General features: G+C 31.7%; 21 protein-coding genes, 3 tRNA genes and 1 pseudogene. 12 read left to right on the top strand and 13 right to left on the bottom strand.

The window, feature by feature from the left end; all coding sequences use genetic code 11:
- Nucleotides 1–12: 12 nt before the first annotated feature.
- Nucleotides 13–1,521: a GH3 auxin-responsive promoter family protein gene (locus tag ACFQ0S_RS04800; RefSeq protein ID WP_379754616.1), complete on the bottom strand. Its 1,509-nt coding sequence runs from the start codon at nucleotides 1,519–1,521 to the stop codon at nucleotides 13–15.
- A 148-nt stretch (nucleotides 1,522–1,669) separates the two neighbouring features.
- On the opposite strand from ACFQ0S_RS04800, the gene ACFQ0S_RS04795 reads away from it, so the two are divergent.
- A complete protein-coding gene (locus tag ACFQ0S_RS04795; RefSeq protein ID WP_379754614.1) occupies nucleotides 1,670–2,464 on the top strand; it encodes a DUF2797 domain-containing protein in 795 nt (264 codons plus the stop codon).
- 59 nt (nucleotides 2,465–2,523) lie between these two features.
- On the opposite strand, the gene ACFQ0S_RS04790 is transcribed toward ACFQ0S_RS04795, so the two are convergent.
- Nucleotides 2,524–5,097 carry an AsmA-like C-terminal region-containing protein gene (locus ACFQ0S_RS04790; protein ID WP_379754611.1) on the bottom strand — a complete coding sequence of 858 codons (2,574 nt, stop codon included), beginning with the start codon at nucleotides 5,095–5,097 and terminating at the stop codon, nucleotides 2,524–2,526.
- 141 nt (nucleotides 5,098–5,238) lie between these two features.
- Nucleotides 5,239–7,002, bottom strand: coding sequence for a signal peptide peptidase SppA (sppA, locus tag ACFQ0S_RS04785; protein WP_379754607.1), 1,764 nt, complete (start codon nucleotides 7,000–7,002; stop codon nucleotides 5,239–5,241).
- Nucleotides 7,003–7,132: 130 nt separating this feature from the next.
- On the opposite strand from sppA, the gene folK reads away from it, so the two are divergent.
- A complete protein-coding gene (gene folK / locus ACFQ0S_RS04780; protein WP_379754604.1) occupies nucleotides 7,133–8,266 on the top strand; it encodes a 2-amino-4-hydroxy-6-hydroxymethyldihydropteridine diphosphokinase in 1,134 nt (377 codons plus the stop codon).
- A 4-nt stretch (nucleotides 8,267–8,270) separates the two neighbouring features.
- On the opposite strand, the gene ACFQ0S_RS04775 is transcribed toward folK, so the two are convergent.
- The 3 genes from ACFQ0S_RS04775 to ACFQ0S_RS04765 form a co-directional block, all read right to left on the bottom strand.
- The gene (locus ACFQ0S_RS04775; protein WP_379754601.1) at nucleotides 8,271–10,343 is read right to left on the bottom strand and encodes a T9SS type B sorting domain-containing protein; all 2,073 of its coding nucleotides are present in this window, start codon (nucleotides 10,341–10,343) and stop codon (nucleotides 8,271–8,273) included.
- Nucleotides 10,340–10,891, bottom strand: coding sequence for an RNA methyltransferase (locus ACFQ0S_RS04770; protein WP_379754598.1), 552 nt, complete (start codon nucleotides 10,889–10,891; stop codon nucleotides 10,340–10,342). Before ACFQ0S_RS04770 ends, ACFQ0S_RS04775 begins: the two co-directional genes overlap by 4 nt.
- 71 nt (nucleotides 10,892–10,962) lie before the next feature.
- Nucleotides 10,963–11,484 carry a DUF1573 domain-containing protein gene (locus tag ACFQ0S_RS04765; protein WP_379754595.1) on the bottom strand — a complete coding sequence of 174 codons (522 nt, stop codon included), beginning with the start codon at nucleotides 11,482–11,484 and terminating at the stop codon, nucleotides 10,963–10,965.
- 159 nt (nucleotides 11,485–11,643) lie between these two features.
- Between ACFQ0S_RS04765 and mutS the strand changes: the two genes are divergently transcribed.
- The 5 genes from mutS to ACFQ0S_RS04740 all read left to right on the top strand — a co-directional run bounded on the left by mutS (nucleotide 11,644) and on the right by ACFQ0S_RS04740 (nucleotide 15,462).
- On the top strand, nucleotides 11,644–14,280 hold the full coding sequence (gene mutS / locus ACFQ0S_RS04760) for a DNA mismatch repair protein MutS (protein WP_379754592.1): 2,637 nt from the start codon (nucleotides 11,644–11,646) through the stop codon (nucleotides 14,278–14,280).
- 144 nt (nucleotides 14,281–14,424) lie between these two features.
- Nucleotides 14,425–14,497: transfer RNA gene (locus ACFQ0S_RS04755), tRNA-Gly, on the top strand.
- Nucleotides 14,498–14,567: 70 nt separating this feature from the next.
- Nucleotides 14,568–14,653 (top strand) — tRNA-Leu (locus ACFQ0S_RS04750).
- Nucleotides 14,654–14,705: 52 nt separating this feature from the next.
- Entirely contained in the window at nucleotides 14,706–14,987 is a 282-nt protein-coding gene (locus ACFQ0S_RS04745) for a GIY-YIG nuclease family protein (protein ID WP_379754589.1), read from the top strand.
- 103 nt (nucleotides 14,988–15,090) lie between these two features.
- Nucleotides 15,091–15,462: a DUF1508 domain-containing protein gene (locus ACFQ0S_RS04740; protein ID WP_379754586.1), complete on the top strand. Its 372-nt coding sequence runs from the start codon at nucleotides 15,091–15,093 to the stop codon at nucleotides 15,460–15,462.
- Between the two features lie 49 nt (nucleotides 15,463–15,511).
- Here ACFQ0S_RS04740 and ACFQ0S_RS04735 read toward each other — a convergent pair whose 3' ends face one another.
- The 3 genes from ACFQ0S_RS04735 to ACFQ0S_RS04725 all read right to left on the bottom strand — a co-directional run bounded on the left by ACFQ0S_RS04735 (nucleotide 15,512) and on the right by ACFQ0S_RS04725 (nucleotide 19,379).
- Nucleotides 15,512–15,715 carry a PG1828 family lipoprotein gene (locus ACFQ0S_RS04735; RefSeq protein ID WP_379754583.1) on the bottom strand — a complete coding sequence of 68 codons (204 nt, stop codon included), beginning with the start codon at nucleotides 15,713–15,715 and terminating at the stop codon, nucleotides 15,512–15,514.
- A gap of 226 nt (nucleotides 15,716–15,941) precedes the next feature.
- On the bottom strand, nucleotides 15,942–18,083 hold the full coding sequence (locus ACFQ0S_RS04730) for a S46 family peptidase (RefSeq protein ID WP_379754580.1): 2,142 nt from the start codon (nucleotides 18,081–18,083) through the stop codon (nucleotides 15,942–15,944).
- Between the two features lie 42 nt (nucleotides 18,084–18,125).
- A complete protein-coding gene (locus ACFQ0S_RS04725; protein ID WP_379754577.1) occupies nucleotides 18,126–19,379 on the bottom strand; it encodes a 3-deoxy-D-manno-octulosonic acid transferase in 1,254 nt (417 codons plus the stop codon).
- 99 nt (nucleotides 19,380–19,478) lie between these two features.
- Here ACFQ0S_RS04725 and ACFQ0S_RS04720 point away from each other — a divergent pair, with 99 nt between their 5' ends.
- From ACFQ0S_RS04720 to ACFQ0S_RS04700, 5 genes and pseudogenes are all read left to right on the top strand, one after another.
- A complete protein-coding gene (locus ACFQ0S_RS04720) occupies nucleotides 19,479–20,609 on the top strand; it encodes a DegT/DnrJ/EryC1/StrS family aminotransferase (RefSeq protein WP_379754575.1) in 1,131 nt (376 codons plus the stop codon).
- A gap of 26 nt (nucleotides 20,610–20,635) precedes the next feature.
- Nucleotides 20,636–21,649, top strand: a complete 1,014-nt coding sequence (gene galE, locus ACFQ0S_RS04715) for a UDP-glucose 4-epimerase GalE (protein WP_379754572.1) — start codon at nucleotides 20,636–20,638, stop codon at nucleotides 21,647–21,649.
- A 248-nt stretch (nucleotides 21,650–21,897) separates the two neighbouring features.
- The gene (locus ACFQ0S_RS04710; protein WP_379754569.1) at nucleotides 21,898–22,347 is read left to right on the top strand and encodes a GatB/YqeY domain-containing protein; all 450 of its coding nucleotides are present in this window, start codon (nucleotides 21,898–21,900) and stop codon (nucleotides 22,345–22,347) included.
- A gap of 82 nt (nucleotides 22,348–22,429) precedes the next feature.
- A tRNA-Arg gene (locus tag ACFQ0S_RS04705) sits at nucleotides 22,430–22,503 on the top strand.
- A gap of 111 nt (nucleotides 22,504–22,614) precedes the next feature.
- A pseudogene (locus ACFQ0S_RS04700) lies at nucleotides 22,615–23,439 on the top strand (zinc-dependent peptidase).
- Nucleotides 23,440–23,651: 212 nt separating this feature from the next.
- Here the strand turns inward: ACFQ0S_RS04700 and rpe are convergent.
- From rpe to ACFQ0S_RS04680, 4 genes are all read right to left on the bottom strand, one after another.
- On the bottom strand, nucleotides 23,652–24,314 hold the full coding sequence (gene rpe, locus ACFQ0S_RS04695) for a ribulose-phosphate 3-epimerase (protein ID WP_379754566.1): 663 nt from the start codon (nucleotides 24,312–24,314) through the stop codon (nucleotides 23,652–23,654).
- A 252-nt stretch (nucleotides 24,315–24,566) separates the two neighbouring features.
- Nucleotides 24,567–25,430 carry a sigma-70 family RNA polymerase sigma factor gene (locus ACFQ0S_RS04690; RefSeq protein WP_026707723.1) on the bottom strand — a complete coding sequence of 288 codons (864 nt, stop codon included), beginning with the start codon at nucleotides 25,428–25,430 and terminating at the stop codon, nucleotides 24,567–24,569.
- Between the two features lie 186 nt (nucleotides 25,431–25,616).
- A complete protein-coding gene (locus ACFQ0S_RS04685; protein ID WP_379754563.1) occupies nucleotides 25,617–26,324 on the bottom strand; it encodes a DUF3291 domain-containing protein in 708 nt (235 codons plus the stop codon).
- A 121-nt stretch (nucleotides 26,325–26,445) separates the two neighbouring features.
- Nucleotides 26,446–26,925 carry a sterol desaturase family protein gene (locus ACFQ0S_RS04680; RefSeq protein WP_379754560.1) on the bottom strand — a complete coding sequence of 160 codons (480 nt, stop codon included), beginning with the start codon at nucleotides 26,923–26,925 and terminating at the stop codon, nucleotides 26,446–26,448.
- Nucleotide 26,926: the final 1 nt, after the last annotated feature.

The following is a 26,926-nucleotide window of genomic DNA, read 5'->3' as shown; positions in this document are numbered from 1 at the left end:
ATTTACAATTAATTACAACTGTTTCAATTGCTCTAAATAATCTCTTTGGTTTGATAATCTAGGAATTTTATGTTGACCGCCTAATTTATTTTGATTTTTTAACCAATCGTAAAATAAATTTGATCTTGCTATATTTAATACCAACGGATTTAAGGTCATGTTATTGTATCGTTTAGCCTCATAATCTGAATTTAAAGACTGTAAGTTCTCGTCAAGAATTTTTTGAAACAAAACGGGATCTTCAGGCTTTTCCTTAAATTCAATCATCCATTCATGGGCTCCTTTTTCCTTATCTTTCATAAAGATAGGGGCAACGGTATAATCGACAATTTCGGTTTTTGTCATTTGACAGGTTTTTGCAATGGCTCTGTCGGTATTTTCTACCATCAATTCTTCTCCAAAAACATTGATATGATGTTTTGTTCTCCCTGTTACACGAATTTTATACGGATTTAATGAAGTAAATCGAACAGTGTCGCCCACTAAATAACGCCATAATCCTCCGTTTGTAGTAATAACAACCGCATAATTTTTATGTAATTCTACATCAGATAATCGGATGGCTTTCTTATTTGGAGTGTCAAAAACATCCATTGGAATAAATTCATAAAAAATCCCATAATCTAACATTAATAATAAATCGTTAGAATCATTTAAGTCTTGAATGGCAAAAAAACCTTCGGATGCATTGTATATTTCGTAATATTTAAAATCAGTATTGGGTAATATTTTTTTGTATTGATCACGATAAGGATCAAAGCTTACACCTCCATGAAAATACACTTCTAAGTTAGGCCAAATTTCAAATATATCTTTGTTGCCAGTTTCTTCTAAAATCTTATTTAATAGCACCAGCATCCAAGAAGGCACCCCAGCAAAACTAGTTACATTCTCATTTTTTGTCTCGTTAATTATGGCTGCAATTTTACTTTCCCATTCACTCATTAATGAAACTCTATTGCTTGGAGTACTACTAAATTCTGCCCAAATAGGCATATTTTCAATTAAAATTGCAGATAAGTCTCCAAAAAATGTATTGTTGTTCTCATAAATTTGTGAGCTTCCGCCTAAGCGTAAACTTTTACCCAAAAACAATTCAGAATTTTCATTGTTGTTCAAATACATACACAATAAATCTTTACTTCCTTTGTAATGGCAATCTTCTAGAGCTTCGTTACTTACTGGAATAAATTTACTTTTTGCGTTGGTTGTTCCACTCGATTTGGCAAACCATTTTATGGGAGTACTCCAAAGAATATTTTGTTCCCCTTTTCGAGTTTGCTCTATTAAAGGTTCTAAATCTTCATAGGTTGAAATAGGAACTCTTTCAGTAAATATTTGATAGGATTTTACAGAATCAAAGTCGTAATTTTTACCAATAACTGTGTTTTCTGAAGAACGAATGAGGTTCATCAGCAATTCTTCTTGTACTTCATTTGGATATTTTAAAAACAACTCAATTTGATGAATCCGTTGTTTTAAAACCCACGAAGCAATAGAATTGATTATTGGTAATGGCATTATTAGTTAGGATTTTAGATTTACGATTTAGGATTTGAAAAATTCAATTGCAAATCCATAACTTTACAACATATTCAAAAATAGCAAAATTTTACAATATTCTAACGATTTAGTTCTAAAATCCTAAATCTAAAATCATAAATTGATAATGACTTACGAAGGCGTACTCACTAAAATGCAAACCGAATTTGGTAATCCAATTCAATATTATTTGGTTTTTGAGAATAGTTTTCTGAATATGAATCAATTATTAAATAAAGAAATCATCATCAATTTTGAAGGGTTCCAATGTTTGAATTGTGGGAAGAAGAAAAAAATTTTCCGACAAGGATTTTGTTACGATTGTTTTTATTCTAGCCCAGCCGTTGGCGATTGGATTATGAAACCCGAATTAAGTACCGCTCATTTAGGTATTGCCGACAGAGATTTAGACTATGAATCGAAAGTGCAGTTGCAACCTCATATTGTTTATTTGGCTTTGTCTAGCGAGGTAAAAGTTGGCGTAACGAGAAAAACCCAAGTTCCTACTCGTTGGATAGATCAAGGAGCCGAAAAAGCATTGACTATTGTAGAAGTTCCTAATCGATATTTAGCAGGAATAACTGAGGTCGCTTTAAAAAATCATTTTGCAGATAAAACCAATTGGAGAAAGATGCTTATTAACGACATTGCTTCGATTGATTTGGTTGTAGAAAAACTAAAATTACAAGAATTGTTGCCTAATGAAGTACAGGATTTTTTCTATTTGGATAAAAATGATTTGTATGAAATGCATTATCCTGTTCTAGAATATCCAAAAAAAATAAATAGTTTAAGTTTAGATAAAACCCCAAATTTCAAAGGAGTTTTAATCGGAATAAAAGGGCAGTATCTAATTTTTGGTGACGGAACGGTTTTCAATATTAGAAGTTCGGAGGGTTATGTTGTGAGTTTGAGTTTATAAAACAAACCCATACAGAGTTCCAAACTCTGTAAGGGTTTAATAAATTAATAAAAAGTGTCCTACTCCTTTTTCTTTTTCCCAAACAAGCCATTCAATAATTCTCCGGCTTTTGCTTTTACATCTTTTTTGATATCAGTTTTAGTGGTATCGCTTTTAGGTTTTGTAGCATTGGTAATAATGCTGCTTAACGTTTCTTTGCCTTTAGCAACTGCTTTTTCTTTTTGTTGTTTTACCAATTGATTGGTTAAATTCGTTACCGCACTTTTCATGTCAGTAGTTATTTTTGGGTTTTTGAAATTACCCGTAAGCATAGCATTTATAGGAACGTTTTCTAATTTTTTAGCATCAGCTGGAGTTATTCTCGCAATAAGATTATTGGCCTCAGTTCCTAAATATTTTGCTGGAACATCAAACTTTAAATTGTAATTCATAATTTGATCAAAGCCATGTTGTCCGCCAATATTAACGTTTATGTCTTGGTATTTAATATCAAAAGGTTTTACATTTACTTTTCCGTCTTTAAAGGCAAGAGCCACTTTTACATCTTTTAAATTTAAGTTTTTTAAATCAAAAAATTTAAAATTCTCATTCAACTTAGTTAATACTTCAGAATTATTTGGATTGACAGTTGTAGATAATAATTGTCCTAATAGGTCACCTGAAATAGTGTTTAAATTTGGGGTCATCTCTTTGTCATCTAAATTTCCTGAAAGTTTTATAGTCGAATTTATTTTTCCTGAAATTACTCCGGCAATTGGAGCTATCTTTTTTAGCATGTCTAGCTGGGTAAATGTTTGTTGAATATCTACAGCATTCATTCCTAATTTCATATTAAAAACCGGCACTTTTGCTTTTGTAGAAACGTCACCATTAAAAGCAATTTGCCCACCAAAAATGGATGATTTTACATTCTCTAAAGTTACTTTTTGGTCTTTTATTATCACTTTTCCTGAAACGTCTTTTAAGGTTAGATTGTCATATAAAACCGTATTTGCTTTTGCGGTTAATGAACAATTCAGGAAAGCTGGAATTTTTACAGCATCTTTAGGTTTTTCATTCGCCTTTAGAGTTTCGGTAGTCATAAAATCGGCAACTGCAAATTGATTGGATTGCAAATTGAAGTTTCCTTTTAATTCTTGTTTTTTAAACATAAATCCGTAAAAATTTTCTAGAATTCCGTTTACTTTCATGTCGGTTTTCCCGGTAGTCAAATCCAATTCTTGCAAATTAATTTTAGTATTCGTGAATTGCACTGCAGCTTTATTGATATTCATCGCCTTATTGGTTTCATCCACATATTTAAATCCTGTCAAGATCATGTTTCCTGAATTTTGCATGTTTTCATATTGATTGGTTTCAACAGATTTCATGTCAAATTTTGTTACCACATCAGCCTTTAAAATTCCTGAAAGCGGTACTGTTAGTTTTACAGGATAGGCTTTAGAAACATTAGATAAGTTAATTATTCCTTTTAATTCGGCATTCACTAAAGGATTTTCGGAGATGTTTCTAACATTTGCTTTAGCGTTAAAAACGTCTTGATCTATTTTAAAGGAAAGTTTGTCTAAATTAACATAAGTATCATTTAATAATCCTGTCTCATTGATGATTTTGGTGTCAATTACAATGTTTTGAACTGATTTTGTTAAGTTAGGATAATTAAATGAAGCATTGTTTGAAGTAATGGCTAGATTGAATTTAGGAATCGTTTTTTCTGAATATAATCCTTTTGCAAAACCAGCAACAGTAAAATCACCTGAGGTTTTTACATCTTTTAGGCTTCCAGAATAAGCGGATGGGATTAAACCCAAAAAGTTTTGAAAACTAGAGGTTGGTGTTTTAAATTTTAAATCATATTCTTGCCCGTTTTCCACCATTTGTATAAAGCCATCGAACTCTAATGGCAATTGATTAATAAGCGCTTTGTTATCTTTAAACGTATATTTGCTTTGGTCTAAATCAATTCCTAAAACAGCATCTAAAGTAAGAGCTATTTTATTCATATAATTAACTTTGTCCATAGATAAAGAAACTTTAGCAGTCGTTTTTGTAATTAAATCGAGTTTTGAAGCAGTAAAATCGCCAGAACCAGAATGGTTTAAACTGTCTATTGTCATTTTTATTTTAGAGCTTTCATCAAAGTATTTGAATCTTAAATTTTCAACTTTATATTCTTTGATTTTTAATGCTAACGGACTGCTTTCGCCACCTTCTTTTTTATTTTTATCTTTTAAAGCAATGTCAAAATTCCCAACTCCATCTTTGTTGAAAATAATATTTATTAAACCATTTTCAGTTGAAATTGCTTCAATATTCATTGATTCTTCCTTGCCTTTAAACAATTCTTTTATAGACATTTTCAAATTCAATTCGCCTAAAGAAACTAAAGTATCGCCTTCAAAAGGAGCTTTGTTGATAATTAATAATTGGTCAATAGAAACATTTGCTTGCGGAAAACTCTTGAATAAACTCAAATCAGCATCTGAAAAAGATACTTTAGCGTCTACTTTCTCATTTATAGCTTCTGTTATTTTTGCTTTGATTTGATCTTTAAAAAAATATGGAATTGCAAATAAAGAAGCGACTAGTAAAAGAATAATAATTCCAGTAATTTTTAATATTTTCTTAATCATGATGATGTTTGATTTAGTTCATAATTTGTATTACAAAAATAGCATTTACTGGGTTAGCTCATTGTAATGTTTTCTTAAAATAACAAATCCGTTTAAGAAATTACTTAAACGGATTTATTGTAAGTTGAGACTATTATAATTTTATCGAATGTTTATTTCAAAAGGCATCGCTGCTTGAACTCCTTTTTTAGCTTGAACTTTTCTGATTTGTTCAATGACTTTGTAGTTTTCTTCGCCCACTTCCTCCTTAATAAAACGTTCTTTGGTTTTCATAAATGGAACTCCAAGACTGCCTAGCAGATCTTCAAAACTTTTGTTATATTCTGGGAAATTTTGTGTTTTGTATTCTTTTATTTTTACTAAATCGGCAGTATATTTTATAGCATCATCCATACCTCCAATTTTGTCTACTAAACCAATTTTAAGGGCATCTGCACCTGTCCAAACCCTACCTTGAGCAATACTGTCAACTTGAGCAAAAGACATTTTCCGACCTTTAGCAACACGATTCACAAAAGTGCTATATATTGTTTCTACACTTTCTTGAACAAAGGCTCTGTATTTATCATCTAATGGTTTAAAAATACTATAACCCGCTGCATTTTCGTTAGTATTAACTTGCTCAACATTTATTCCTAAATTTGATGCTACTTTAGTCAAATTTGGTAATATGCCAAAAACTCCAATTGAACCTGTAATAGTATTCTTCTCAGCAAAAATAGCATTGGCATTACAAGCAATATAATAACCACCCGAAGCTGCTAAATTACCCATAGATACTACAACAGGTTTTACTTTTTTAGTCAATTCTATTTCTCGCCAAATTAAATCAGAGGTCAAGGCACTTCCGCCTGGAGAATCAATTCGCAATACAATAGCTTTAATGTTTTCGTCTTTTCTTGCGTCTTGCAAAGCTCTTCTCATTGATCCTTCTCCTACTAGGTTTACATCACCTTCTCCACTTCCAATTTCGCCTTGAGCATAAACAATGGCAATTTTATCTGTGGCAGAATTGTCTTTGGTTGTAGTTGCTACATTTTTAGCATATTCTAAAATAGATACGGTATTGTAATCTTCGTCTTTTTCTACTTTCAATGTTTTTTTAATAGCGTCGTGATATACATCTTCATAAGCAATGATGTCAACCAACTTAGTAGATTTTGCCATTGCTGGAGTTCTCGCTAAAAGTCCGTTTGCAATTTCGTTAAGTTTGGTCACAGGAATATTTCTGCTTTTAGAAATATCTAAAAGTGTGCTGTTCCAAAGTGAATTCAAAAGCGTTGACATTTGTTCTCTATTGGCGTCACTCATTTTATTTTCTAGGAAAGGTTCTACAGCACTTTTAAATTTCCCGTGTCGGATGACTTCCATTTTAATGCCATATTTTTCCTGAAAATCTTTAAAAAACATGATTTCAGATGATAAACCTTTAAATTCCATTTCGCCAACAGGATTCAAATAAATGGTGTTTGCAACAGAGTTTAAATAATATTCTTGTTGACTATAATTATTGGCATAAGCCATGACAAACTTGCCTGATTTTTTAAAATCATCTAATGCTTTTCGTACCGCTTTTATTTGAGCCATACCTAGATTTGAATTGTCATTCAAAATTGAAATTCCTTTAATGTCATCGTCTGTTTTTGCTGCATTTATAGCATTAATTACATCTGATAATCCGTCGTGCTTGGTTTCATAATAATCAAATTCTTCAAAATTAAATTTTCCAGCATAATCAGTTTTTACTTCTGATAAATCCAATTCAATTACAGAATTACTTTTAATAGTGCTAGTTTCGCCATCTCCACCAAATAGTGCAGCTACGAAAATCATTCCGAAGAATAGAATCATAAAAAAAACAAATAAACCAACTATAGTGGCTAAAACATTTCCTAAAAATTTCATAATCGTATTTTTTTCTAAGTTAGTTTCAAAAAGTTCTAAAATGTTACAAAATTGTGTGTTAAATAAATTTATTAACACTCGGTACAAATATAGTTTATTCTAAAATTCTTTTAGTTAATTTGTGTTTTATATGGATAATCAAAATATAGTTGTTTTAGCGTTGGGCAGTAATCAAGGAAATCGTTTAGAGACGATTGAGTCTGCAATAGAATCAATTCATAATGAAGTAGGTACAGTTATTAAAGTCTCTAAACTCTATGAAACTCCTGCTTGGGGTTTTGATAGCGAGCCATTTTACAATTGTGCTTTAGTCTTGCATTCGCCGCTTACTGCTGAGGTAGTTTTAGCTAAAGTTTTAGCTCTAGAAATTAAATTAGGCAGGATTCGAGGGCTGGATGAAGGATATCAAGCAAGAGTTATAGATATTGATGTTATTGCTTTTAATGAAGATATTATTGCATCTGAAAAACTTAAAGTGCCGCATCCATTAATGCAAGAGCGCATGTTTGTTTTGTTGCCCATGCGAGATTTAAATTTAGATTGGAGACACCCTATTTTGCAAAAATATTTACCTGAATTGTTAAGAGCTTCTGAAGATAAAAGCAATTGTAAGGTTGTTCAAAATTTAGGGTTCCCATTACAGAAAATTCCTCTGCAAAAATTCAATTACATCGCTATTGAAGGAAATATCGGTGCAGGAAAAACCACTTTAGTAACTAAAATTGCCCAAGATTTTAATGCGAAAACAGTTTTAGAGCGCTTTGCAGACAATCCTTTTTTGCCTAAATTTTATGAAGACCAAAACCGGTATGCATTTTCTCTTGAGATGTCCTTTTTAGCAGATAGATTTCAGCAAATTTCTGACGATTTAGCTCAGTTCGATTTGTTTAAGGATTTTATAATTGCCGATTATCATATCTTTAAATCCTTAATTTTTGCAAAAGTTACTCTTTCAGACGATGAATATCGATTGTACAGAAAACTTTTTGATATTATTTATAAAGAAATGCCAAAGCCCGATTTGTACATTTATTTGTATCAAAATACAGATCGTTTACTAGAAAATATTAAGCAAAGAGGCAGGAGCTATGAACAAGAAATACCTGCTGAATATCTAGAGAAAATCAATAGAGGATATCTAGATTACATTAAATCCCAAAACGATTTAAATATTTTAATCATAGATGTTTCCGATAGAGATTTTATTAAAAACCAAGAAGATTATGCTTTTATATTAGAGGAAATAAGGAGCAAAACAAATTAATATTTTATCTTTTTAAGGAGAAGTGTCCTTTCTTAATTGGAATACTTTCATCAATTTTTGCAACATACCAATAATCGTCTGCTGGTAAGGGTTTTCCGTTTAAAGTACCGTCCCATTGTTTATTGCTTACATTCAATTGAGTAATAAGTTTTCCGTATCTGTTGAATATGTCAATTTTAAATGCCTTGTATACTTCAATGTTTTTAACAGTCCAAAAATCATTTGAGCCATCATTATTTGGGGTAAAAAACGCAGGTATTGAAATGATTACAAAACGTTGCGAGTCCTTGCCGCATTTGTTTTTATCTCTTACATAAGCTGTGTAAAGACCTCCCTTTTCAAAATTAAAAAGGGGCGAGTCTTGATAGTTTTTTTCATCAATTGAATATTCAAAATCTCCAATGCCATTAGTAACTATTTTCGCATTAAATTCTGTTACAATTATCTCAGCTATTTTTGGAACAGTATTTTCAATAATAGTAATATTCTTTGTTTTAGAACAGTTTTCAGGGGCAGGTGATGTTACAATTACAGAGTAGTTTTTTAATCCATTTATAAATATAGATTGTGTTTTTTCTCCAGTCGACCAAAGATAGTTCATGTTGGCTACTCCAGCAGTTATAGAAATCGATTTACCTTGACAGATTATAATTTCTTCATCTGAAACATCTGGTGATTGATAAACGATTATGTTTAAAGGGGTTCGTTGTAAACTAGTACATTTTCTGTCTACAGCTTCTGCGTAATAAGTACCGCTTTGTTTGATATTAGGAATAGTAACTTTTGTTCCAATTGCTTCAATCTTAGTACTAGTGGAGCTACTATACCAATTTACAGTTCCTGCACTTGCACTTGCTTCTAGGTTAATATCGTTTGTACCACATAAAGGAATAGGATTGATTGTTGATGTAATAGTGGGAATAGCTATTACATCTACCGTAAAAGGGACTCTTTCAGTACAGCCAAAGTCATAGTAATAGGTGGTTTTTTGAGTGAGTACTGGTGTTGTAAAGGTATTTCCAGTTGCAATTTTTGCGCCTCCTGTTAGATTGGTATACCAATCTAAAACTCCTTCTGGAAAGTTAAATGTAGTTGTTAGTGCTGTTTGAGAGCAAATAACCTCATCAGCTTTTAGTGATGGAGTAGCTTGTATGGTAATAGAAGTAGTTGTCGAAATTTCAATTATTGGGTCCCCTGGCATACCTCCATATTCTACTATATAACCTTTAGGCTGATAATTTCCGCTTGATTCTCCAGCATCAGGTAAATCATTCCACGAACCAAGAATTCCAACTCCTGGAGCGGTAATATGAGCATAATTTTCAGGTATTCCCCCAAATTGATTGGGTTCATTAGTGTTCCAAAACGCAAAATTTGGGGTAGTTCCATTAACATAACCATTCCAAAATATTGTTCCTCTTTCAGGGCCTGTAGCCCATTTCCAAACACTCTCGTTCTCTTCGTCAGTACCTCCAATCCAGCCTGTGCCAGCGGCTTGTTTTCCTGCAAATCTAGCTTCTTCGTCACTAGTAATTGTTGCTAGATATCCTTGCAGTCCATAATATGTGCTTGCAGCTGCCGCAACCTTAGCATCATTCCATCGGATACCTAAATCAGGTATAAAAAGATAATAATGGTCTGTTAAAGGAAGATAATTTGCATCACCAATACTTATAGAAAAAGTCCTACTGCTATTAGGAAAAGAGGATGAATTAAAAAATTCGATATCTTCGATAGCGGCAATAAAATCTAAATATGTTATTTGAGCGCCAGAAGGACTGTATAATTTTAACTTTCCTGTTGAGATATCCCAATCTGAAATGATAGTTGGATGCAATCCGGAGAGTTTTAATATGTCTTCTCCAAATACGTATCCCGAAGAAATTTGAATATAAAAAGCATCAGTTCCAGTGTCATCAGGATCGGTTATTGTAATAGTAGTAACGATTTTTAAATTTGTCTTTGGGCAGTATTTTTGATTGCCAGTTGCCTTTATAATTGGTGCAACATTACAATAAATAGTATTAGAAATTAAAAACACTACTATTAAAAACAAAAATAAAATACAGTTTTTCATTTATTTAAAGAGATTTTTTTTTTGCTGCTTTTTTGGAATAAGTCCCAAACAACAATTCCTGTGCTTACGGCTATATTTAATGAATGTTTAGTACCTAATTGAGGAATTTCTATACAACCATCGCATTTTTCAATTGCTTTTTGTGCAACTCCAAAAACTTCGTTGCCAAAAATTAGTGCATACTTTTTATCAGAGTCAATTTCAAAATTATTCAAAAACACAGCGCTTTCTACCTGCTCTATGGCTAAGACCGTAACATTCTCTTCTTTTAATTTTTCAATTACTAATAAAACATCTTCATAATGTTCCCAATCGACAGTTTCTGTAGCTCCCAAAGCTGTTTTATGAATTTCTTTATTTGGAGGGGTTGCGGTTATGCCACACAAATATATTTTTTCTATCAAAAAGGAATCAGCAGTTCTAAATACAGAACCAATATTATTTAAACTTCTTACATCATCTAATATTAATATTAAAGGAGTTTTTGTTGCGATTTTAAAATCGTTAATTGATTTTCGATTCAGTTCATTATTTTGTAGCTTTCGCATAATCATTAATTGGAAATGTTACAAAAAAGGCTTCCAATTAGGAAGCCTTTTGTAAATATTTTTGGAATTTATTAGCTTTTTGTAGTAGGAGTTGAGGCCGGTTTTTCGTCAGCTAAAACAGTACCTTTAATAGTTAACGTTTTAGTAGCTTGTCCTTCAGCATTCGAACTAACAGTAACTGTCTTTGTAAATGCTCCAACTCTATCTGTGGCATATTTTACACCAATTTTACCTTTTGCACCAGGTGCAATTGGTTCTTTAGGACTTGTTGGAACAGTACAACCGCATGATCCGGTAGCGTTAGTAATTATCAATGGTTTGCTACCATTGTTTATAAAAACAAATTCTCTATTACCATCAGCGTTGTGAGGAATAGTTCCATAGTCAATGGTTTCGTTTTCAAAAAGCATTCCAGCTCCTTCTAATTTAGCGCCAATTGCGGTAACAGCTTTTGCATCATCAACTTTTGCAACAACAGCTTTTTTAGTTTTTGTTATTGGAGCTTTCTTTGCTATAGGTTTTTTTGCTTGCTGAGCATTAGAATTTGCAATGCCAAAAAAAGTTAACATTGCTAATAAGAATATTCTTTTCATTTGTATAGGTTATTTAATTATAAGACAAATCTATATAATTTTTTTAAAACTAATTATAAATTTTTCTTAAAAGATATTTTTTTTTGAGTATCAAGATTTATTCCTTTTAAATTTTTAAATTCGCTGATGCATTTTTTAAGACAATCTAAATAAATTAAATTGGTATCTAAAGAAAAAGAAGTTAAAGAAACTCCATTAATGAAACAGTATAACGAAATCAAAAGGAAATATCCTGATGCTTGTTTGTTGTTTAGAGTTGGAGATTTTTATGAAACTTTTGGAGAAGATGCGGTTCGTGCATCTAAAATTTTAGGTATAGTATTAACTAAAAGAGGAGCAGGCTCATCAACCGAGACTGCATTGGCCGGTTTTCCTCACCATTCTTTGAATACCTATTTACCAAAATTAGTAAAAGCAGGACTAAGAGTAGCTATTTGCGACCAACTTGAAGATCCTAAAATGACCAAAACTATTGTCAAGAGAGGCGTTACGGAGTTAGTTACTCCTGGGGTTTCTATGAATGATGAAGTGTTGCAATCAAAATCTAATAATTTTTTAGCTTCAATTTATTTTGGAAAGAAGACAATTGGAATTTCTTTTCTAGATGTTTCAACTGGCGAATTTCTAACTGCTCAGGGGAATAGTGAATATATAGACAAGTTATTGCAAAATTTCCAACCAAGTGAAGTACTTGTGCCTAAACAGAATAAAAGTGATTTTAAGTCAGTTTTTGGCGAAGATTTTCATAATTTTTATCTTGAAGATTGGGTTTATAAAGAAGATTACGCTTTAGAAACGTTAATGAATCATTTTCAAACCAATTCACTAAAAGGCTTTGGGGTTGAAGAACTTACAGAAGGAATAATTGCATCAGGAGCTGTTTTGTATTATTTGTCAGAAACGCAACATAATAAACGGCAACATATTACATCCATCCAGCGTATTGCTGAAGATGCTTATGTTTGGATGGATCGTTTTACGATACGCAATTTAGAATTGTATCACAGTTATAATCCTAATGCTGTAACCTTATTAGATGTGATTGATAAAACGCTTTCCCCAATGGGAGCAAGGCTTTTGAAACGTTGGTTGGCTTTACCGCTAAAGGATATAAATAAAATAAGAAACCGTCATGAAGTTGTTTCTTATTTAAAAGAGCATCAAGAAGTTTTAAAAAATATTCAACATCAAATCAAGCAAATTTCAGATTTAGAAAGATTAATTTCTAAAATAGCAACGGGTAAGGTTTCGCCTAGAGAGGTTGTTTATTTGTCGTCTTCTTTAGATGCTATTATTCCTATTAAAAATTTAGCTCTAAATAGCACACAAGAGGCAGTAAAAATTATTGGAGATAGCTTGCATAGTTGTGATTTGTTACGCGAAAAAATTAAAAACACTTTGAATCAAGAGGCGCCTGTTGCAATTCAAAAAGGGAATGCTATTGCTAGAGGCGTTAATATCGAATTAGATGATTTAAGAGCAATATCAACTTCTGGAAAAGAATATTTAGAAGGAATTGAAAAACGAGAATCTGAAAAAACAGGAATTTCATCTTTAAAAATTTCTTTTAATAATGTTTTTGGTTATTATATAGAAGTTAGAAACACACACAAAGACAAAGTTCCCACAGATTGGATTCGGAAGCAAACATTGGTAAATGCGGAAAGATATATTACTGAGGAATTAAAAGAGTACGAAACTAAAATTCTAGGAGCCGAAGAGAAAATCTACAAATTAGAAACTGAAATTTTTGATCAATTGGTTTCTTGGATAGCAACGTATATAAAACCTGTTCAGCTAAACGCTAATTTAATTGCGCAATTGGATTGTCTAACATCGTTTGCTCAATTGGCTATTGAAAACAAATATGTTTGTCCGGTACTAGATGAGTCGTATGATTTAGATATAAAAAACGGACGTCATCCAGTAATTGAGAAACAGCTTCCTGTAGGAACGCCTTATATTGCTAATGATGTTTTTTTAGATAGAGAAGCCCAACAATTAATAATGATAACTGGACCCAATATGTCTGGTAAGTCAGCTATTTTAAGACAAACGGCACTTATAGTTTTGCTAGCACAAATGGGTAGTTTTGTTCCTGCAGATAGTTTGCAAATGGGAGTAGTAGATAAAATTTTTACTCGTGTAGGAGCAAGCGATAATATTTCGATGGGGGAATCTACTTTTATGGTCGAAATGAACGAAACGGCTTCTATTCTTAACAATATTTCAGACAGGAGCTTGGTGTTATTAGATGAAATAGGACGTGGCACGAGCACTTATGACGGAATTTCAATAGCATGGGCAATTGCTGAATATTTACATGAACATCCATCAAAACCTAAAACGCTGTTTGCTACTCATTATCATGAGTTAAACGAAATGTCAGAATCATTAGTCCGAATTCAGAATTATAATGTTTCTGTAAAAGAATTAAAAGATACTGTTTTGTTCGTTAGAAAATTAGTAAAAGGAGGAAGTGCACATAGTTTTGGAATTCATGTTGCAAAAATGGCTGGAATGCCGCAAACGGTTATTTTGAAAGCGCAAAAATTATTAAAAAAACTAGAAAAAGATCATTCTAGCGAAGCATTAAACGGTTTGAAACCATCAAAAGAGGGCTCGAGGAATAAAGACGAACAAGCACAGCACATGCAAATGAGTTTTTTTAATTTAGACGACCCTTTATTAGAAGAAATTAAAGAAGAGATTTTAAGTTTAGATATCAATACATTAACTCCAATTGAGGCGATGATGAAGTTGAATGAAATAAAAAGAATGCTTCAAAAAAAGTAAATTTTTTATGTAAACAAAAGTAAATCAAAACGTTAGTAAACGGCTATTTTTTTTATGTAAAAACACTTGTAGAATTGAATTAAAGTATTAAATTTGCCCTCGCGATACGAAACAAGTATAGCAGTTCTTTATAAAAATTGAAATGCGAAAATAGCTCAGTTGGTAGAGCGCGACCTTGCCAAGGTCGAGGTCGCGGGTTCGAGCCCCGTTTTTCGCTCAAACCATATTGATCAAATAGTATTTTTAGTTAATTTTTTAAATTAGCTTAAAATACTTAAAAGTAGAATGCTCGGATGGTGAAATTGGTAGACACGCTGGACTTAAAATCCAGTGAACAGCAATGTTCGTGCGGGTTCAAGTCCCGCTCTGAGTACTAGAAAGCTTCAAACTCTGTTTGAGGCTTTTTTATTTAAACAGTTTTTTTAATGTATTTTATTTATATCATTTATTCTAAAAAATTAGACAGATATTATGTCGGAACTACTGATGATGTTCTAAAAAGAATGGGAGAACATAATTCAGGTTTTTATAGTGAAGCATATACTGTAAAAGGAGTGCCTTGGGTGTTGAGTTTGAGTTTTGAGTGTGAATCGAGTGAAAAGGCTTACGGAATAGAAAAGTTTTTGAAGAGAATGAAGTCTAGAATTTTTTTGGATAAAGTGATAGTTAATCCAAATATCTTACTAGAAATACAGAATAAATTTTAAGATTCTAATTGGGGTTCAACTCCGAAGCTTCGGAGCCGCCTTGAGTACAAAAAAAGCTTCAAAATGTGTTTGAGGCTTTTTTATTTTAAACACAATACAATTTATGGGAGCTTTTGTAATAAGTAAACGATTTGACGATTATTATAAGTTTGTTTTTACTTCTAGAAAAGGAAAAGCAATTTTTACAAGTTTTCGATATGAATTAAAGTTTGAATGTGAAGAAGGAATAGAATATTTTAAAAACGAAATTGAAACGGTAACATTTGTAAAAGTAAAAACTGCTGGAGGAAAATTTTATTTCAAAATAATGTTAGAAGAAGTTCATTTTGCCACTAGTAGAAAGTATACTACTGAGTTGTTGCTTCAAAAAGGAATTTCAGAAATACAGAAGTATGCTAAAAATTCAGAAGTTTTAGATTTCTCCTCAAACGATTTGATTTTTCCTCAACTAGATTTCTTGGAAAGTAAATTATAAAAAAAAACCCCGCATTGCGGGGTTTTAAAATTTTTAGAAAAATTTCTAATTATTTTTTTACTTCTTCAGCAGCAGGAGCAGCAGCAGAATCAACTACAGCAGCAGCAGAGTCAACAACAGCAGCAGCAGAATCAACTACAACAGCAGCAGAATCAACTACTTCAGCAGAAGCTTCAGCTGGAGCTTCAGCTTGTTTACAAGATACTACAGTTAATGCAGCAATAACGGCTAAACTTAAAAATACTTTTTTCATCTTACTTAATTATAAAAGGTTAATTATTAATTCGATGCAAAGATATAAATTTTTTAATAGGTAAAAATATTTTTCAATTTTTTTTTCAATTTTATCAATTGCAACTGTCATTTTCTTCACAATTACTATGCCATAGTTAACAAAAGGTTAAAATAAATTTATTTATTTATTTATTTTAACATTTAAAATACTTAATGTGTTTGATTGATAAGTGTTTATGTGTAAATTATTTTTTTTGTCCTACTATTTTTAGTTCATTTAATAAGTTTTTTGCATTAGCATACTTATCAATTATAAACAATACATAACGAATGTCTACCATAATATTCCTACAAATTTTAGGGTCGTAATATATGTCGCTCATGGTTCCTTCCCAAACTCTATCAAAATTTAAACCTATAAGATTGCCTTTTGCATCTATGGCTGGGCTTCCTGAGTTTCCTCCTGTAGTATGATTTGTTGCTATAAAACATACAGGCATTTTGCCTTTTTCTCCATAGACGCCATAGTCTTTTGCATTATATAAATCGATTAATTTTTTAGGAACATCAAATTCATAATCACTAGGAATGTATTTCTCCATTACACCATCAAGCGTAGTAAAGGGTTCATAATATACAGCATCGTTGGGTTTGTATCCTTTTATTTTTCCATAAGTTACTCGAAAAGTGCTATTGGCATCTGGAAAAATCCTATCTGACTTTGAACTTAACTCTAAAATAGCTTTCATATAGGTTCTTTGTAAAGTGATATTTTTCAAATTTAGTTCATCATATTTTGGAGCTATTTCGGTGTTGTATATATCTGATAATGATTTTATTAATTGGTATCCTATATCATTATTTATTTTAGTAATCACAGTTTGAGAATCGCCGTCTAATAATTCTCTATAACCAGACAAAGAAGTTAATTTAGACTTTGTAAAAATATCGTTCGTTAGTTTTGTAGCATCTATATTATTTAGTGATATTGGTAAAAATTGTTTTGGAGATTTTTTGGCATATAAATCTATCAATTGTTCAAAAACATTTTTGTCAACTTCAGCATTATAATCTTTATAAAAATCGCCAATTCCATCAATTAAATTCTTTTTTCTATCTGTAAAAGCTTGTTCGCCTTTGTTTTTTAGAATTTGCTCTAATTGATACAATTTATAGCCAACAAGTAGTGTTTCGTTATTTCTTAGTATAACTTCAATAAAATAATCTCTTGCCAGCGCATAATCTTTTATTGCGGTATAATTTTTTTCGAAATCAGCGAGTAAATTACCGTATTCTACTTGCTTTCCAGCTTTTATAACTTTTTCTTGAAATTCTTTTTCAAATTTTTGTTTGGCAGCTACTGCGTTAGCTTTTTTTAAGCCTTTACTTTCTCCCATCCATTTTTTCCAATAATTGGCAACGCTAGCATATTTTGATGCATACTGAATTTTGATGGCTTGATCTTTTCTCATAAAACGATCTTGTACTTTTAAAGCGGCATCACGAATTTCAATTTTGGCAGGGTTTAATGTTTCAATTATTTGATTTACAGCTACTGCAGGTAAATATTCTTGTGTTCGTCCGGGATACCCTAAAACCATAGTAAAATCATTTTCTTTTAATCCTGAAATAGATATTGGGAAGAAATGTTTTGGTTTATATGGAACATTAGTTATTGAATAGGTTGCTGGTTTGTTATCTTTATCGGCATAAATTCGAAACAACGAAAAATCTCCAGTGTGTCGCGGCCAAACCCAATTGTCAGTGTCATTTCCGAATTTTCCAATCGCACTTGGTGGCGCTCCTACAAGTCGAATGTCTTTATAGGTTTCGGTAACGAATAAAAGGTATTGATTTCCGTCAAAAAAAGTTCTTATTTTATTTTCCTGCCAGAGTTCTTTTGGTGATGAGTTGTTTAGTGCAGAGATGTTTTCTTGAATTTTTTTTTGTTTTTCGGTTTCGGCAGTAAGGTTTAAAACTCCTTCTAAAACTTTAGTTGTTACGTCTTCAATTCGAACTACAAACATTACTTCCATGTCTTTATTTGGTAATTCGTCTTCCATTTTATAAGCCCAAAAACCATCTTGTAAATAATCGTGTTCTATAGAAGAATGCGTTTGAATGGCATCAAATCCGCAATGATGATTGGTTAATAGCAATCCTTTATCGGATATCATTTCAGCAGTACAGCCACCGTCAAATTGAGGAACGGCATCTTTTAAACTAGAGTTGTTTACAGAATAGATATCTTCGGCAGATATTTTCATGCCTAATTTTTTCATTTCTTTTTCGTTCATTCCTTGTAATAAAGATGGTATCCACATGCCGCCTTGTTGGGCTTGGACTTGAAAAACAAATAATATAAGAAGTAGTTTTATGATTCTCATAATTAATATTATATAAAATGTAAAAATTGGGTTTAATTTTTTTTACTGCAAGTTCTTTGTGTTTTCATTAAAAATGAATTTAACAATTTTTCCTGTAGCACCTTTATTCATTTGCACAAAAGTCGAACAAATATTACCTTTTTCAAGTCGTTCATCTTCGTTGTTAATTAGTAAATTAAATGCATCTTCAAGCTCATTTTGATTTGAAATAGAAATGCAACCCTCTTGATGCACTAATGCAGTAGCTTCTGCAAAGTGCGAATAGTTTGGCCCAATTATAATAGGAACACCAAAAGTTGCAGGCTCTAAAATATTATGAACACCGGGATTTCCGAAACCGCCACCAACATAAGCAATATCGGCTTCGCTATAAATTTTGGTTAATATTCCAATCGTATCAATAATAAAAACAGTATAATCGGAAAGGTTTTGATTCTCTTTTTCAGAAAACAAAACTGTTTTTCTGCTAATTGCATTTTTTAAATCTTGTATTTGTTCGGATTTAATGTTGTGTGGAGCAATAATAAATTTTAAATTATCCTTAGAAGAGTTGATGAAATTTATTAATAAACTTTCGTCTTTAGGCCAAGAACTCCCTATTACAATTGTCAATGTACTATTTTTAAATTCTGAAATAAAATCCAAACTATTATTTTTTTCTAAAATTGAAACTACTCGGTCAAATCGAGTATCTCCAGAAACAGTAACATTTGTTTTTCCTAATCGCGCTAACAATTCTTTTGAACCGGAGTTTTGCACAAAAAAATGATTAAATGCATCTAATGTTTTTCTGTAAAATCCACCATACCATTTAAAAAATAATTGGTTTTCTCTAAAAATTCCAGAAATTAAATAAGTAGATATTTGAAGTTTTTTTAATTCATTTAAGTAATTGGGCCAATATTCATACTTTATGAAAAACACATAGTCAGGATGCACTAATTGTATAAATTTTTTTGCATTTTCTTTGGTGTCTAATGGTAAATAAACGGTAACATCGGCAACGGTATTGTTTTTACGCACTTCAAAACCAGATGGAGAGAAAAAAGTCAATACTAATTTATAATTCGGAAATTCTAATTTTAATTTTTCCATTACAGGTAATCCTTGTTCGTATTCACCCAATGAAGCAGCATGAAACCAAATTGTTCGGTCAGAAGGACCTATTTTTGATGCTAAAGTTTCAAAAACGGTTTTTCGTCCAGTAACGAACTGTTTTATTTTTGGGTTAAATAAGGCGATGATTTTTATGAAAAATCCAGCAAAAATCATCAATAAATTGTATAGAAAAAGCATAGTTCGTGAATTGTTTCGCTAAAATACATCTCTTTATAGAATTTCTATTGTTGACAGTCATAAAATTAGTAATTTTGCTTGTTTTTAATTTATAAGCAGATGAAGAAAATCCAAATGGTTGACCTTAAAAGTCAATATGATTCTATAAAAGAAGCCGTTAATAGCTCAATTCAGGAGGTTTTAGAAACCAATACCTATATTAATGGTCCTCAAGTTCATCTCTTTCAAAAGAATTTAGAAGATTACCTTGGTGTAAAACACGTAATTCCATGTGCAAATGGTACTGATGCTTTGCAAATTGCTATGATGGGATTAGATTTAAAACCAGGCGACGAAGTCATTACTGCCGATTTTACTTTTGCTGCAACAGTAGAAGTTATTGCGCTACTTCAATTGACACCCGTTTTAGTTGATGTAGATATTGTAAACATGAATATTTCTATAGACGCTTTAAAAAAAGCGATTACTCCAAAAACTAAAGCCATTGTGCCAGTGCATTTATTTGGGAGAGCTGCTAATATGGAAGCAATAATGAGAATTGCCAAAGAGCACAATTTATATGTTATTGAAGATAATGCACAAGCAATTGGAGCCAATTGCAAATTTTCTGATGGCACAAAAAAGAAAGCTGGAACCATAGGTCATGTTGGAGCAACTTCTTTTTTCCCTTCTAAAAATTTAGGAGCTTATGGAGACGGTGGAGCCATTTTCACCAATGATGATAATTTAGCTCATAAATTGAGAGGGATTGTAAATCACGGTATGTATGTTCGTTACCATCATGATGTTGTTGGAGTGAATTCACGTTTAGATAGTATTCAGGCTGCGGTATTAAATGCAAAATTACCCCTATTAGATCAATACAATCTAGCACGACAAAATGCAGCAAGAAAATATACTGCAGCACTAGATGGACATAAAAATATAATTGCACCAAGTATATGTGATATTTGTGATTGCCATGTTTTTCATCAATATACACTTAGAATAATAGATGCCAATCGAGACGGATTAATGCAACATTTATTAGATAAAGGAATACCCTGTGCCATATATTACCCAATTCCTTTGCATGCTCAAAAAGCCTATTTGGATATTCGTTATAAAGAAGAAGATTTCCTTATAACCAATCAGTTGGTAAAAGAAGTAATTTCTTTACCTATGCATACAGAGCTTGATGACAAACAAATTCAATTTATTACAAACAGCATTTTAGAATATTTAAATTAAATTAGAAAAATCAAAAACGAAAAAAAATGAAGATTTTAGTAACAGGAGGTCTAGGATTTATTGGTTCGCATACTGTAGTCGAACTTCAAAACGAGGGCTTTGAAGTAGTAATAATTGATAATCTTTCTAATTCATCTGAAGATGTTTTAAAAGGGATTGTCGCTATTTCTGGAAAGACACCTATTTTCGAAAAAATGGATTTAAGGATTAAAAATGAAGTTGAAGCATTTTTTAAAAAACACAACGATGTTGCTGGAGTAATACATTTTGCAGCTTCTAAAGCGGTAGGAGAGAGTGTTGAAAATCCGTTGTTATATTATGAAAATAATATTAACACGTTAGTTTATATTTTACAGGAGTTACAGCAAAAACCTGAAGCTCATTTTATTTTTAGCTCTTCCTGCACCGTTTATGGCGAAGCTGAAAAAATGCCAATTACTGAGGATGCTTCAGTTCAGGCAGCCATGTCTCCTTATGGCAATACAAAGCAAATCGGAGAAGAAATTATCACTGATGTTGCTAAAGTAACAAATGTAAATGCTATTTTATTGCGTTATTTTAATCCGATGGGAGCCCATCCAACTGCTGAAATTGGTGAATTGCCAATAGGAGTTCCTCAAAATTTAGTTCCTTTTATTACCCAAACGGGAATCGGTTTGCGAAAAGAATTGTCAGTTTACGGTGATGATTATCCAACTCCTGATGGGACTTGTATTCGTGATTATATTCATGTTGTTGATTTAGCAAAAGCTCATGTAGTAGCCTTACAAAGATTATTAAGCAAAAAGAATGCAGCAAAAGTAGAAACTTTTAACTTAGGAACAGGAACAGGAAGCTCGGTTTTAGAAGTAATTACTACTTTTGAAAAAGTTAGTGGGCAAAAATTACCCTATAAAATTGTTGGTAGAAGAGAGGGTGATATTATTTCGGCTTATGCCAATACAGATAAAGCTAATACAGTTTTAGGTTGGAAAGCACAATCTACTCTTGAAGAGGCTTTGGCAAGCGCTTGGAAATGGGAACAGAAAATTAGAAGTTAGATTGGTTTTATTAATTCTAATTATTAACTAATCAACAGAGGTTTGCCATATATTTAGATTATTTAAAGGTATTTACTTACAATTATTATTTAATCTTATAGATTCATGTAAATTTTATCTAATATTTATTTCAAGAATAAATTGAAATGAGCTTGTAAAGCTTCCTATTCTGTTGCGAATATCAATAATTTTAATAAATTTACATAACTTTAATCGAATAAATAATCGATATTAAATCAACAAACAATATGAGTTTATCATCACAAATCATGGAGGAAATTAAAACCTCCATGAGAGCTAAAGATACTGTTGCCCTTGAAGCTTTAAGAGCAATAAAATCAGAATTATTATTAGCCCAAACATCATCAGGATCAAAAGAAGAAATTTCTGAAGCCGACGAAATCAAGTTACTTCAAAAATTGGTAAAAACTAGAAAAGACAGTGCTAAAATCTTTACAGAGCAAAACCGTTTAGATTTGGCAGAACCTGAATTAGCACAAATTGCAATAATCGAAAAATTCTTACCAGCACAACTAAGCGAAGCCGAAGTTGAATCTGTAATTGCAAAAATTATTGCAGAAACAGGTGCGTCAGGAATTGCTGCTATGGGAAAAGTAATGGGAATAGCTTCAGCACAATTAGGAGGAACCGCCGAAGGAAAAACCATTTCATCCATCGTTAAGAAATTGTTGGTATAGAGAAATAGGATAATTCGACATTTTAGATAGTTAGACTTCTTAGAATCTAAAAATCTAAGAAGTCTAACTATCTAAAAAAAACGGCCTCGTAGTTCAACTGGATAGAATATCAGATTTCGGCTCTGATGGTTGGGGGTTCGAACCCCTCCGAGGTCACAAGAAAACAGCATGGAAGTATTATTTTTCATGCTGTTTTTTTATAGTCAAAACGGAGTTTTGTGATAAACACGAGTAAAAACAATTCATTAAAAATAAATTAATTCACTTATGGAAGATATTGAACTTTTATTTTTTGTTTTGATGCTTTTATTTGTGATAGCTGCATTTCTTATTTACTTAATAATGTTTATTATAAGCTTATTAGATGATATTTCAATTGCTATTTTTAATCGTCCTATATTTGTTCATTTGTGCCTATTTCCTAAAGAAATTTCTGAAGAAGAACAATTTATACTTCGTCAAAAGTTTGCATCTTATAAAAAACTAAATCATAAACAAAAAAAATATTTTCATCATAGATTAGCCGTTTTTAATAAAACGTATCAATTTATTCCAAGGGGTGATTTCCAAATGACTAAAGAAGTGCAAATTTTGATTAGTGCAACTTATATAATGCTAACTTTTGGGATGCGAAAATTTATTGTTGACGTTTTTGATAAAATTATTGTCTATCCTGACGAATATTTCTCAACACACAGTGAACAATATTATAAAGGGGAATTCAATCCTAGGATGAAAGTCGTTGCTTTTTCTTGGAAACATTTTGAAGAAAGTTTTGAAATAGATAACGATAATTTGAATCTCGGTATTCATGAATTCAGCCATGTTATTCATCATCACAGTATTCGTAATAACGATGGTAGTGCTTTAGCTTTCAAAAAACATTATAAAGCGATTATGAACGAAGTAACGCATACTACAAATAAGCAAAGATTAATTGACTCTAATTATTTTAGAATTTACGCCTACACCAATTAGTTTGAATTTATCTCCGTAATCATCGAGCATTTTTTTGAAACTCCAGATCAATTTAAAATTGAATTTCCTGAATTGTATATAAATGTTTCAAAGATGTTAAATGTTAGATTTTAATGTTATCAACCCATTTCAAGCACTGATAACAAGTAAATTACATAAAAAATTATTGATAACTTAACATACGCTTAAATATTTATACCTAAATTTGATTTGAGCTTTTAAAATTAACCTAACAAATCAAAAACCATGGAGTTTGTTTTTCTCTTCTTTTGTTTCCTTTTGGTTATTTATGTAGTTGGTTATATTTTAAAAGAAATTATCAATTATTAAATAGTTGTCAGTGCTTTTAAGTCCGCAATAGTTTGCGTTGGGTTTTCAGCTTTAAAAACAAAGCTTCCCGCTACTAGAACATCAGCGCCAGCACTTACTAATTGTTTAGCGTTTTTATTGGTTACGCCGCCATCAATTTCAATTACAGTTGAAGCATTTTTTCTTATAATTATGGCTTTCAGTTTTTCAACTTTTGAATACGTGTTTTCAATAAATGATTGTCCGCCAAAACCAGGATTTACGCTCATGATACAAACCAAATCAATATCATTGATAATGTCTTCTAATACATCAACACTTGTATGAGGGTTTAAGGCGACTCCTGCTTTCATGCCTTCAGATTTTATTGCCTGAAGGGTTCTGTGAAGATGCGTGCAGGCTTCATAGTGCACTGACAAAATGTTAGCTCCTAAATCTGCAAAAGTTTTAATATAACGATCAGGATCCATTATCATTAAATGCACATCTATCGTTTTTTTTGCATGTTTTGTAATTGCTTCTAAAACTGGCATTCCAAATGAAATATTGGGAACAAAAACGCCATCCATAATATCAATATGAAACCAATCGGCTTCACTAGTGTTAATCATTTCGATATCACGTTGTAAATTAGCAAAATCAGCAGCTAGAACTGATGGAGCAATAATAGTATTCTTCATTTTGTTTGTCATTGCGAGGCACGAGGCAATCTCATTAAGATACAAAGGTAAAATTTTAACCGCAAAGTTCGCAAGGTTTTTCGCAAAGTTCACAAAGTTAAGAAACGCTCTTTTAGGCCTGCGTCAAAAATAAAAAACTCCGGTAATCAGCCGGAGTTTCAATCATCAATCAAAAAACGAACAGTTAATCAGACTGTTGTTTACTATAAATTGAAAAATTTAAAGATTTAAATATTTCAATTTTGGAAATTATTATCCAAGATACGTTTTTAAAATTTTACTTCTAGAAGTATGTTTTAATCTGCGAATCGCTTTTTCTTTAATTTGGCGGACACGTTCACGCGTTAAATCGAAAGTTTCTCCAATTTCTTCTAATGTCATTGGATGTTGGTCGCCTAAACCAAAATACAAACGAACAACGTCTGCTTCTCTTGGTGTAAGAGTTTCTAATGAACGCTCAATTTCCGTACGCAATGATTCGTGTATTAATTCTCTATCTGGATTTGGAGATTCACCTGAACGTAAAACGTCATAAAGGTTAGAATCTTCTCCTTCTACAAGAGGAGCATCCATAGATAAGTGACGACCAGAGTTTTTCATAGACTCTTTTACGTCATTTACAGTCATGTCAAGCTCTTTTGCAATTTCTTCAGCAGATGGTGGTCTTTCGTTAGATTGTTCTAACAAAGCATACATTTTGTTGATTTTGTTGATAGAACCAATTTTGTTCAATGGCAAACGAACAATACGAGATTGTTCGGCAAGTGCCTGAAGAATCGATTGACGAATCCACCAAACGGCATAAGATATAAATTTGAATCCACGAGTTTCATCAAAACGTTGGGCTGCTTTAATCAATCCTAAATTTCCTTCGTTAATTAAATCGGGAAGTGTTAGTCCTTGATTTTGATATTGTTTAGCAACAGAAACAACGAAACGTAAATTGGCTTTTGTTAATTTTTCTAGAGCACGTTGATCTCCAGCTTTAATCTTCTGAGCTAATTCTACTTCTTCGTCAGCGGTAATCAAATCAACTTTTCCAATTTCTTGTAAATATTTGTCTAATGATGCAGTTTCACGATTCGTTACCTGCTTGGTGATTTTAAGTTGTCTCATAGTTTTGTCTCCTTATTTTTAAGTGTACAAGTTATTATACGTAAAGGGTTGAGAAAAAGTTACAAAAATTAAAAAAATAATACTTTAACTCCAGAAAAGATATTTAGATAACAAGTAGGGATGACGAAAACAGCGATTTTTAAAAACTATAAATTATATCAATCATAAGATTGAAAAAAACTAGGATTAGACCTCCAAGAAATTCTCAACATTTTTGCCATTCCACTGTCCTATAAATTTATAAGGCATAAATCGTGCAAAAAGTTCTTCTTTATACCAATTAAGTTTTCTGGTAAGACGAACAACCTCTTTATGTTTTTCATTTTTATACGCATAATCGATCATTTCGGCTTGTGTTTTCCAAATGCTTAAGGTAGCTTGTTGGATTAAAGGCCATTCGCCAACACCAATTGACAGCGCTAATCCATTGTAGTCTTCTAAACTTTTACTCACTTGACCTACTTTTCTCCAAAAAGAAATCAATTTTGACATCCGAATACTGGCTCGTGTTAAAACCATAACGGGCTTATCTAAAGCCAAAGTGGCATGAGCAATAAAAGGTTGTTTTCCATCCCATTTTCCGTGTGCTTCTGATGGGTGTGCAAAAACAGTAAATGATTCAGCGCTTCTAGATTTGTAGTTGCTAAAAAACGAATTTTTTTCAAAAAAATCAGTAGCATGTAGTTCTGATTCCCAAACGCATAATAAGGCATAAGCACCAAAGTTTGGTTTTGAACTAAAACCATTTTCAGCACCTGAACCTAATAATTTGTAGAACACTAATCCTTCAATGTTTTTGAAATGAGCGTGTCCTAATTGCATCTGCGAAAGTGCCCAAAATTTATTATTAAAGCCTTCGAGTTTAAAAAAAGTACAAGTAGTTATTTGGCTCATTAGAATTATAATTTTTTAATAATAATAATCAAATCTAATCTACATTTATGTTTGGCCTTAATTTGTTCGCACAGTACTAATAAAAATAAAGGATCAGAGCAAAATGTAAACACTTATTTAATTATAAAGAGTGAGATTTAGATTGATTTAATGTAGCTTGAATGTATTTCCTTTTAATAATTAACATTCCAAAACTTTCACCACCTTCCTTTCCGGTATTTTTGTGATGCATTTTGTGTGCACGACGTAATGCTAAAATATACACGTTTTTTGTTTTAGTAAATACTTTAAAACGTTGGTGAATTATTAAGTCATGCACTAAAAAATATGCCAAACCATAAAGTAAAATTCCAAAACCAACCCAAGTATACCAAGCAAGTTGATTCATCATACCAAACATAATGAGCAACCAACTTGGTACTGCATAAATGATAAAAAACAAGTCATTTCGTTCAAACCAATTTTTGTGGTCTTTTTTATGATGATCAGCATGAAAATACCACATAAAACCATGCATGATGTATTTGTGATTTGCCCAAGCAGAAAATTCTGTTAGAATAAAAGTGACTAAAACTATGCTACAATTAATTATTATTTCCATG

Source organism: Flavobacterium myungsuense, assembly GCF_042677265.1.
GTDB classification, from domain to species: Bacteria; Bacteroidota; Bacteroidia; order Flavobacteriales; family Flavobacteriaceae; genus Flavobacterium; species Flavobacterium myungsuense.
Note: the sequence above shows the minus strand (reverse complement) of the source record. Positions and strands in the feature narration are given on the sequence as shown.

Coding starts and splice junctions, on each gene's coding strand:
- sppA (WP_379754607.1), bottom strand. CDS start 7,002: ATGAAATTTTTAGGAAATGTTTTAGCCACTATAGTTGGTTTATTTGTT.
- ACFQ0S_RS04800 (WP_379754616.1), bottom strand. CDS start 1,521: ATGCCATTACCAATAATCAATTCTATTGCTTCGTGGGTTTTAAAACAA.
- ACFQ0S_RS04735 (WP_379754583.1), bottom strand. CDS start 15,715: ATGAAAAAAGTATTTTTAAGTTTAGCCGTTATTGCTGCATTAACTGTA.
- ACFQ0S_RS04730 (WP_379754580.1), bottom strand. CDS start 18,083: ATGAGAATCATAAAACTACTTCTTATATTATTTGTTTTTCAAGTCCAA.
- ACFQ0S_RS04775 (WP_379754601.1), bottom strand. CDS start 10,343: ATGAAAAACTGTATTTTATTTTTGTTTTTAATAGTAGTGTTTTTAATT.
- ACFQ0S_RS04690 (WP_026707723.1), bottom strand. CDS start 25,430: ATGAGACAACTTAAAATCACCAAGCAGGTAACGAATCGTGAAACTGCA.
- rpe (WP_379754566.1), bottom strand. CDS start 24,314: ATGAAGAATACTATTATTGCTCCATCAGTTCTAGCTGCTGATTTTGCT.
- ACFQ0S_RS04720 (WP_379754575.1), top strand. CDS start 19,479: ATGAAGAAAATCCAAATGGTTGACCTTAAAAGTCAATATGATTCTATA.
- ACFQ0S_RS04710 (WP_379754569.1), top strand. CDS start 21,898: ATGAGTTTATCATCACAAATCATGGAGGAAATTAAAACCTCCATGAGA.
- ACFQ0S_RS04795 (WP_379754614.1), top strand. CDS start 1,670: ATGACTTACGAAGGCGTACTCACTAAAATGCAAACCGAATTTGGTAAT.
- ACFQ0S_RS04740 (WP_379754586.1), top strand. CDS start 15,091: ATGGGAGCTTTTGTAATAAGTAAACGATTTGACGATTATTATAAGTTT.
- ACFQ0S_RS04765 (WP_379754595.1), bottom strand. CDS start 11,484: ATGAAAAGAATATTCTTATTAGCAATGTTAACTTTTTTTGGCATTGCA.
- ACFQ0S_RS04790 (WP_379754611.1), bottom strand. CDS start 5,097: ATGATTAAGAAAATATTAAAAATTACTGGAATTATTATTCTTTTACTA.
- ACFQ0S_RS04680 (WP_379754560.1), bottom strand. CDS start 26,925: ATGGAAATAATAATTAATTGTAGCATAGTTTTAGTCACTTTTATTCTA.
- galE (WP_379754572.1), top strand. CDS start 20,636: ATGAAGATTTTAGTAACAGGAGGTCTAGGATTTATTGGTTCGCATACT.
- ACFQ0S_RS04770 (WP_379754598.1), bottom strand. CDS start 10,891: ATGCGAAAGCTACAAAATAATGAACTGAATCGAAAATCAATTAACGAT.
- ACFQ0S_RS04685 (WP_379754563.1), bottom strand. CDS start 26,324: ATGAGCCAAATAACTACTTGTACTTTTTTTAAACTCGAAGGCTTTAAT.
- folK (WP_379754604.1), top strand. CDS start 7,133: ATGGATAATCAAAATATAGTTGTTTTAGCGTTGGGCAGTAATCAAGGA.
- ACFQ0S_RS04725 (WP_379754577.1), bottom strand. CDS start 19,379: ATGCTTTTTCTATACAATTTATTGATGATTTTTGCTGGATTTTTCATA.
- ACFQ0S_RS04745 (WP_379754589.1), top strand. CDS start 14,706: ATGTATTTTATTTATATCATTTATTCTAAAAAATTAGACAGATATTAT.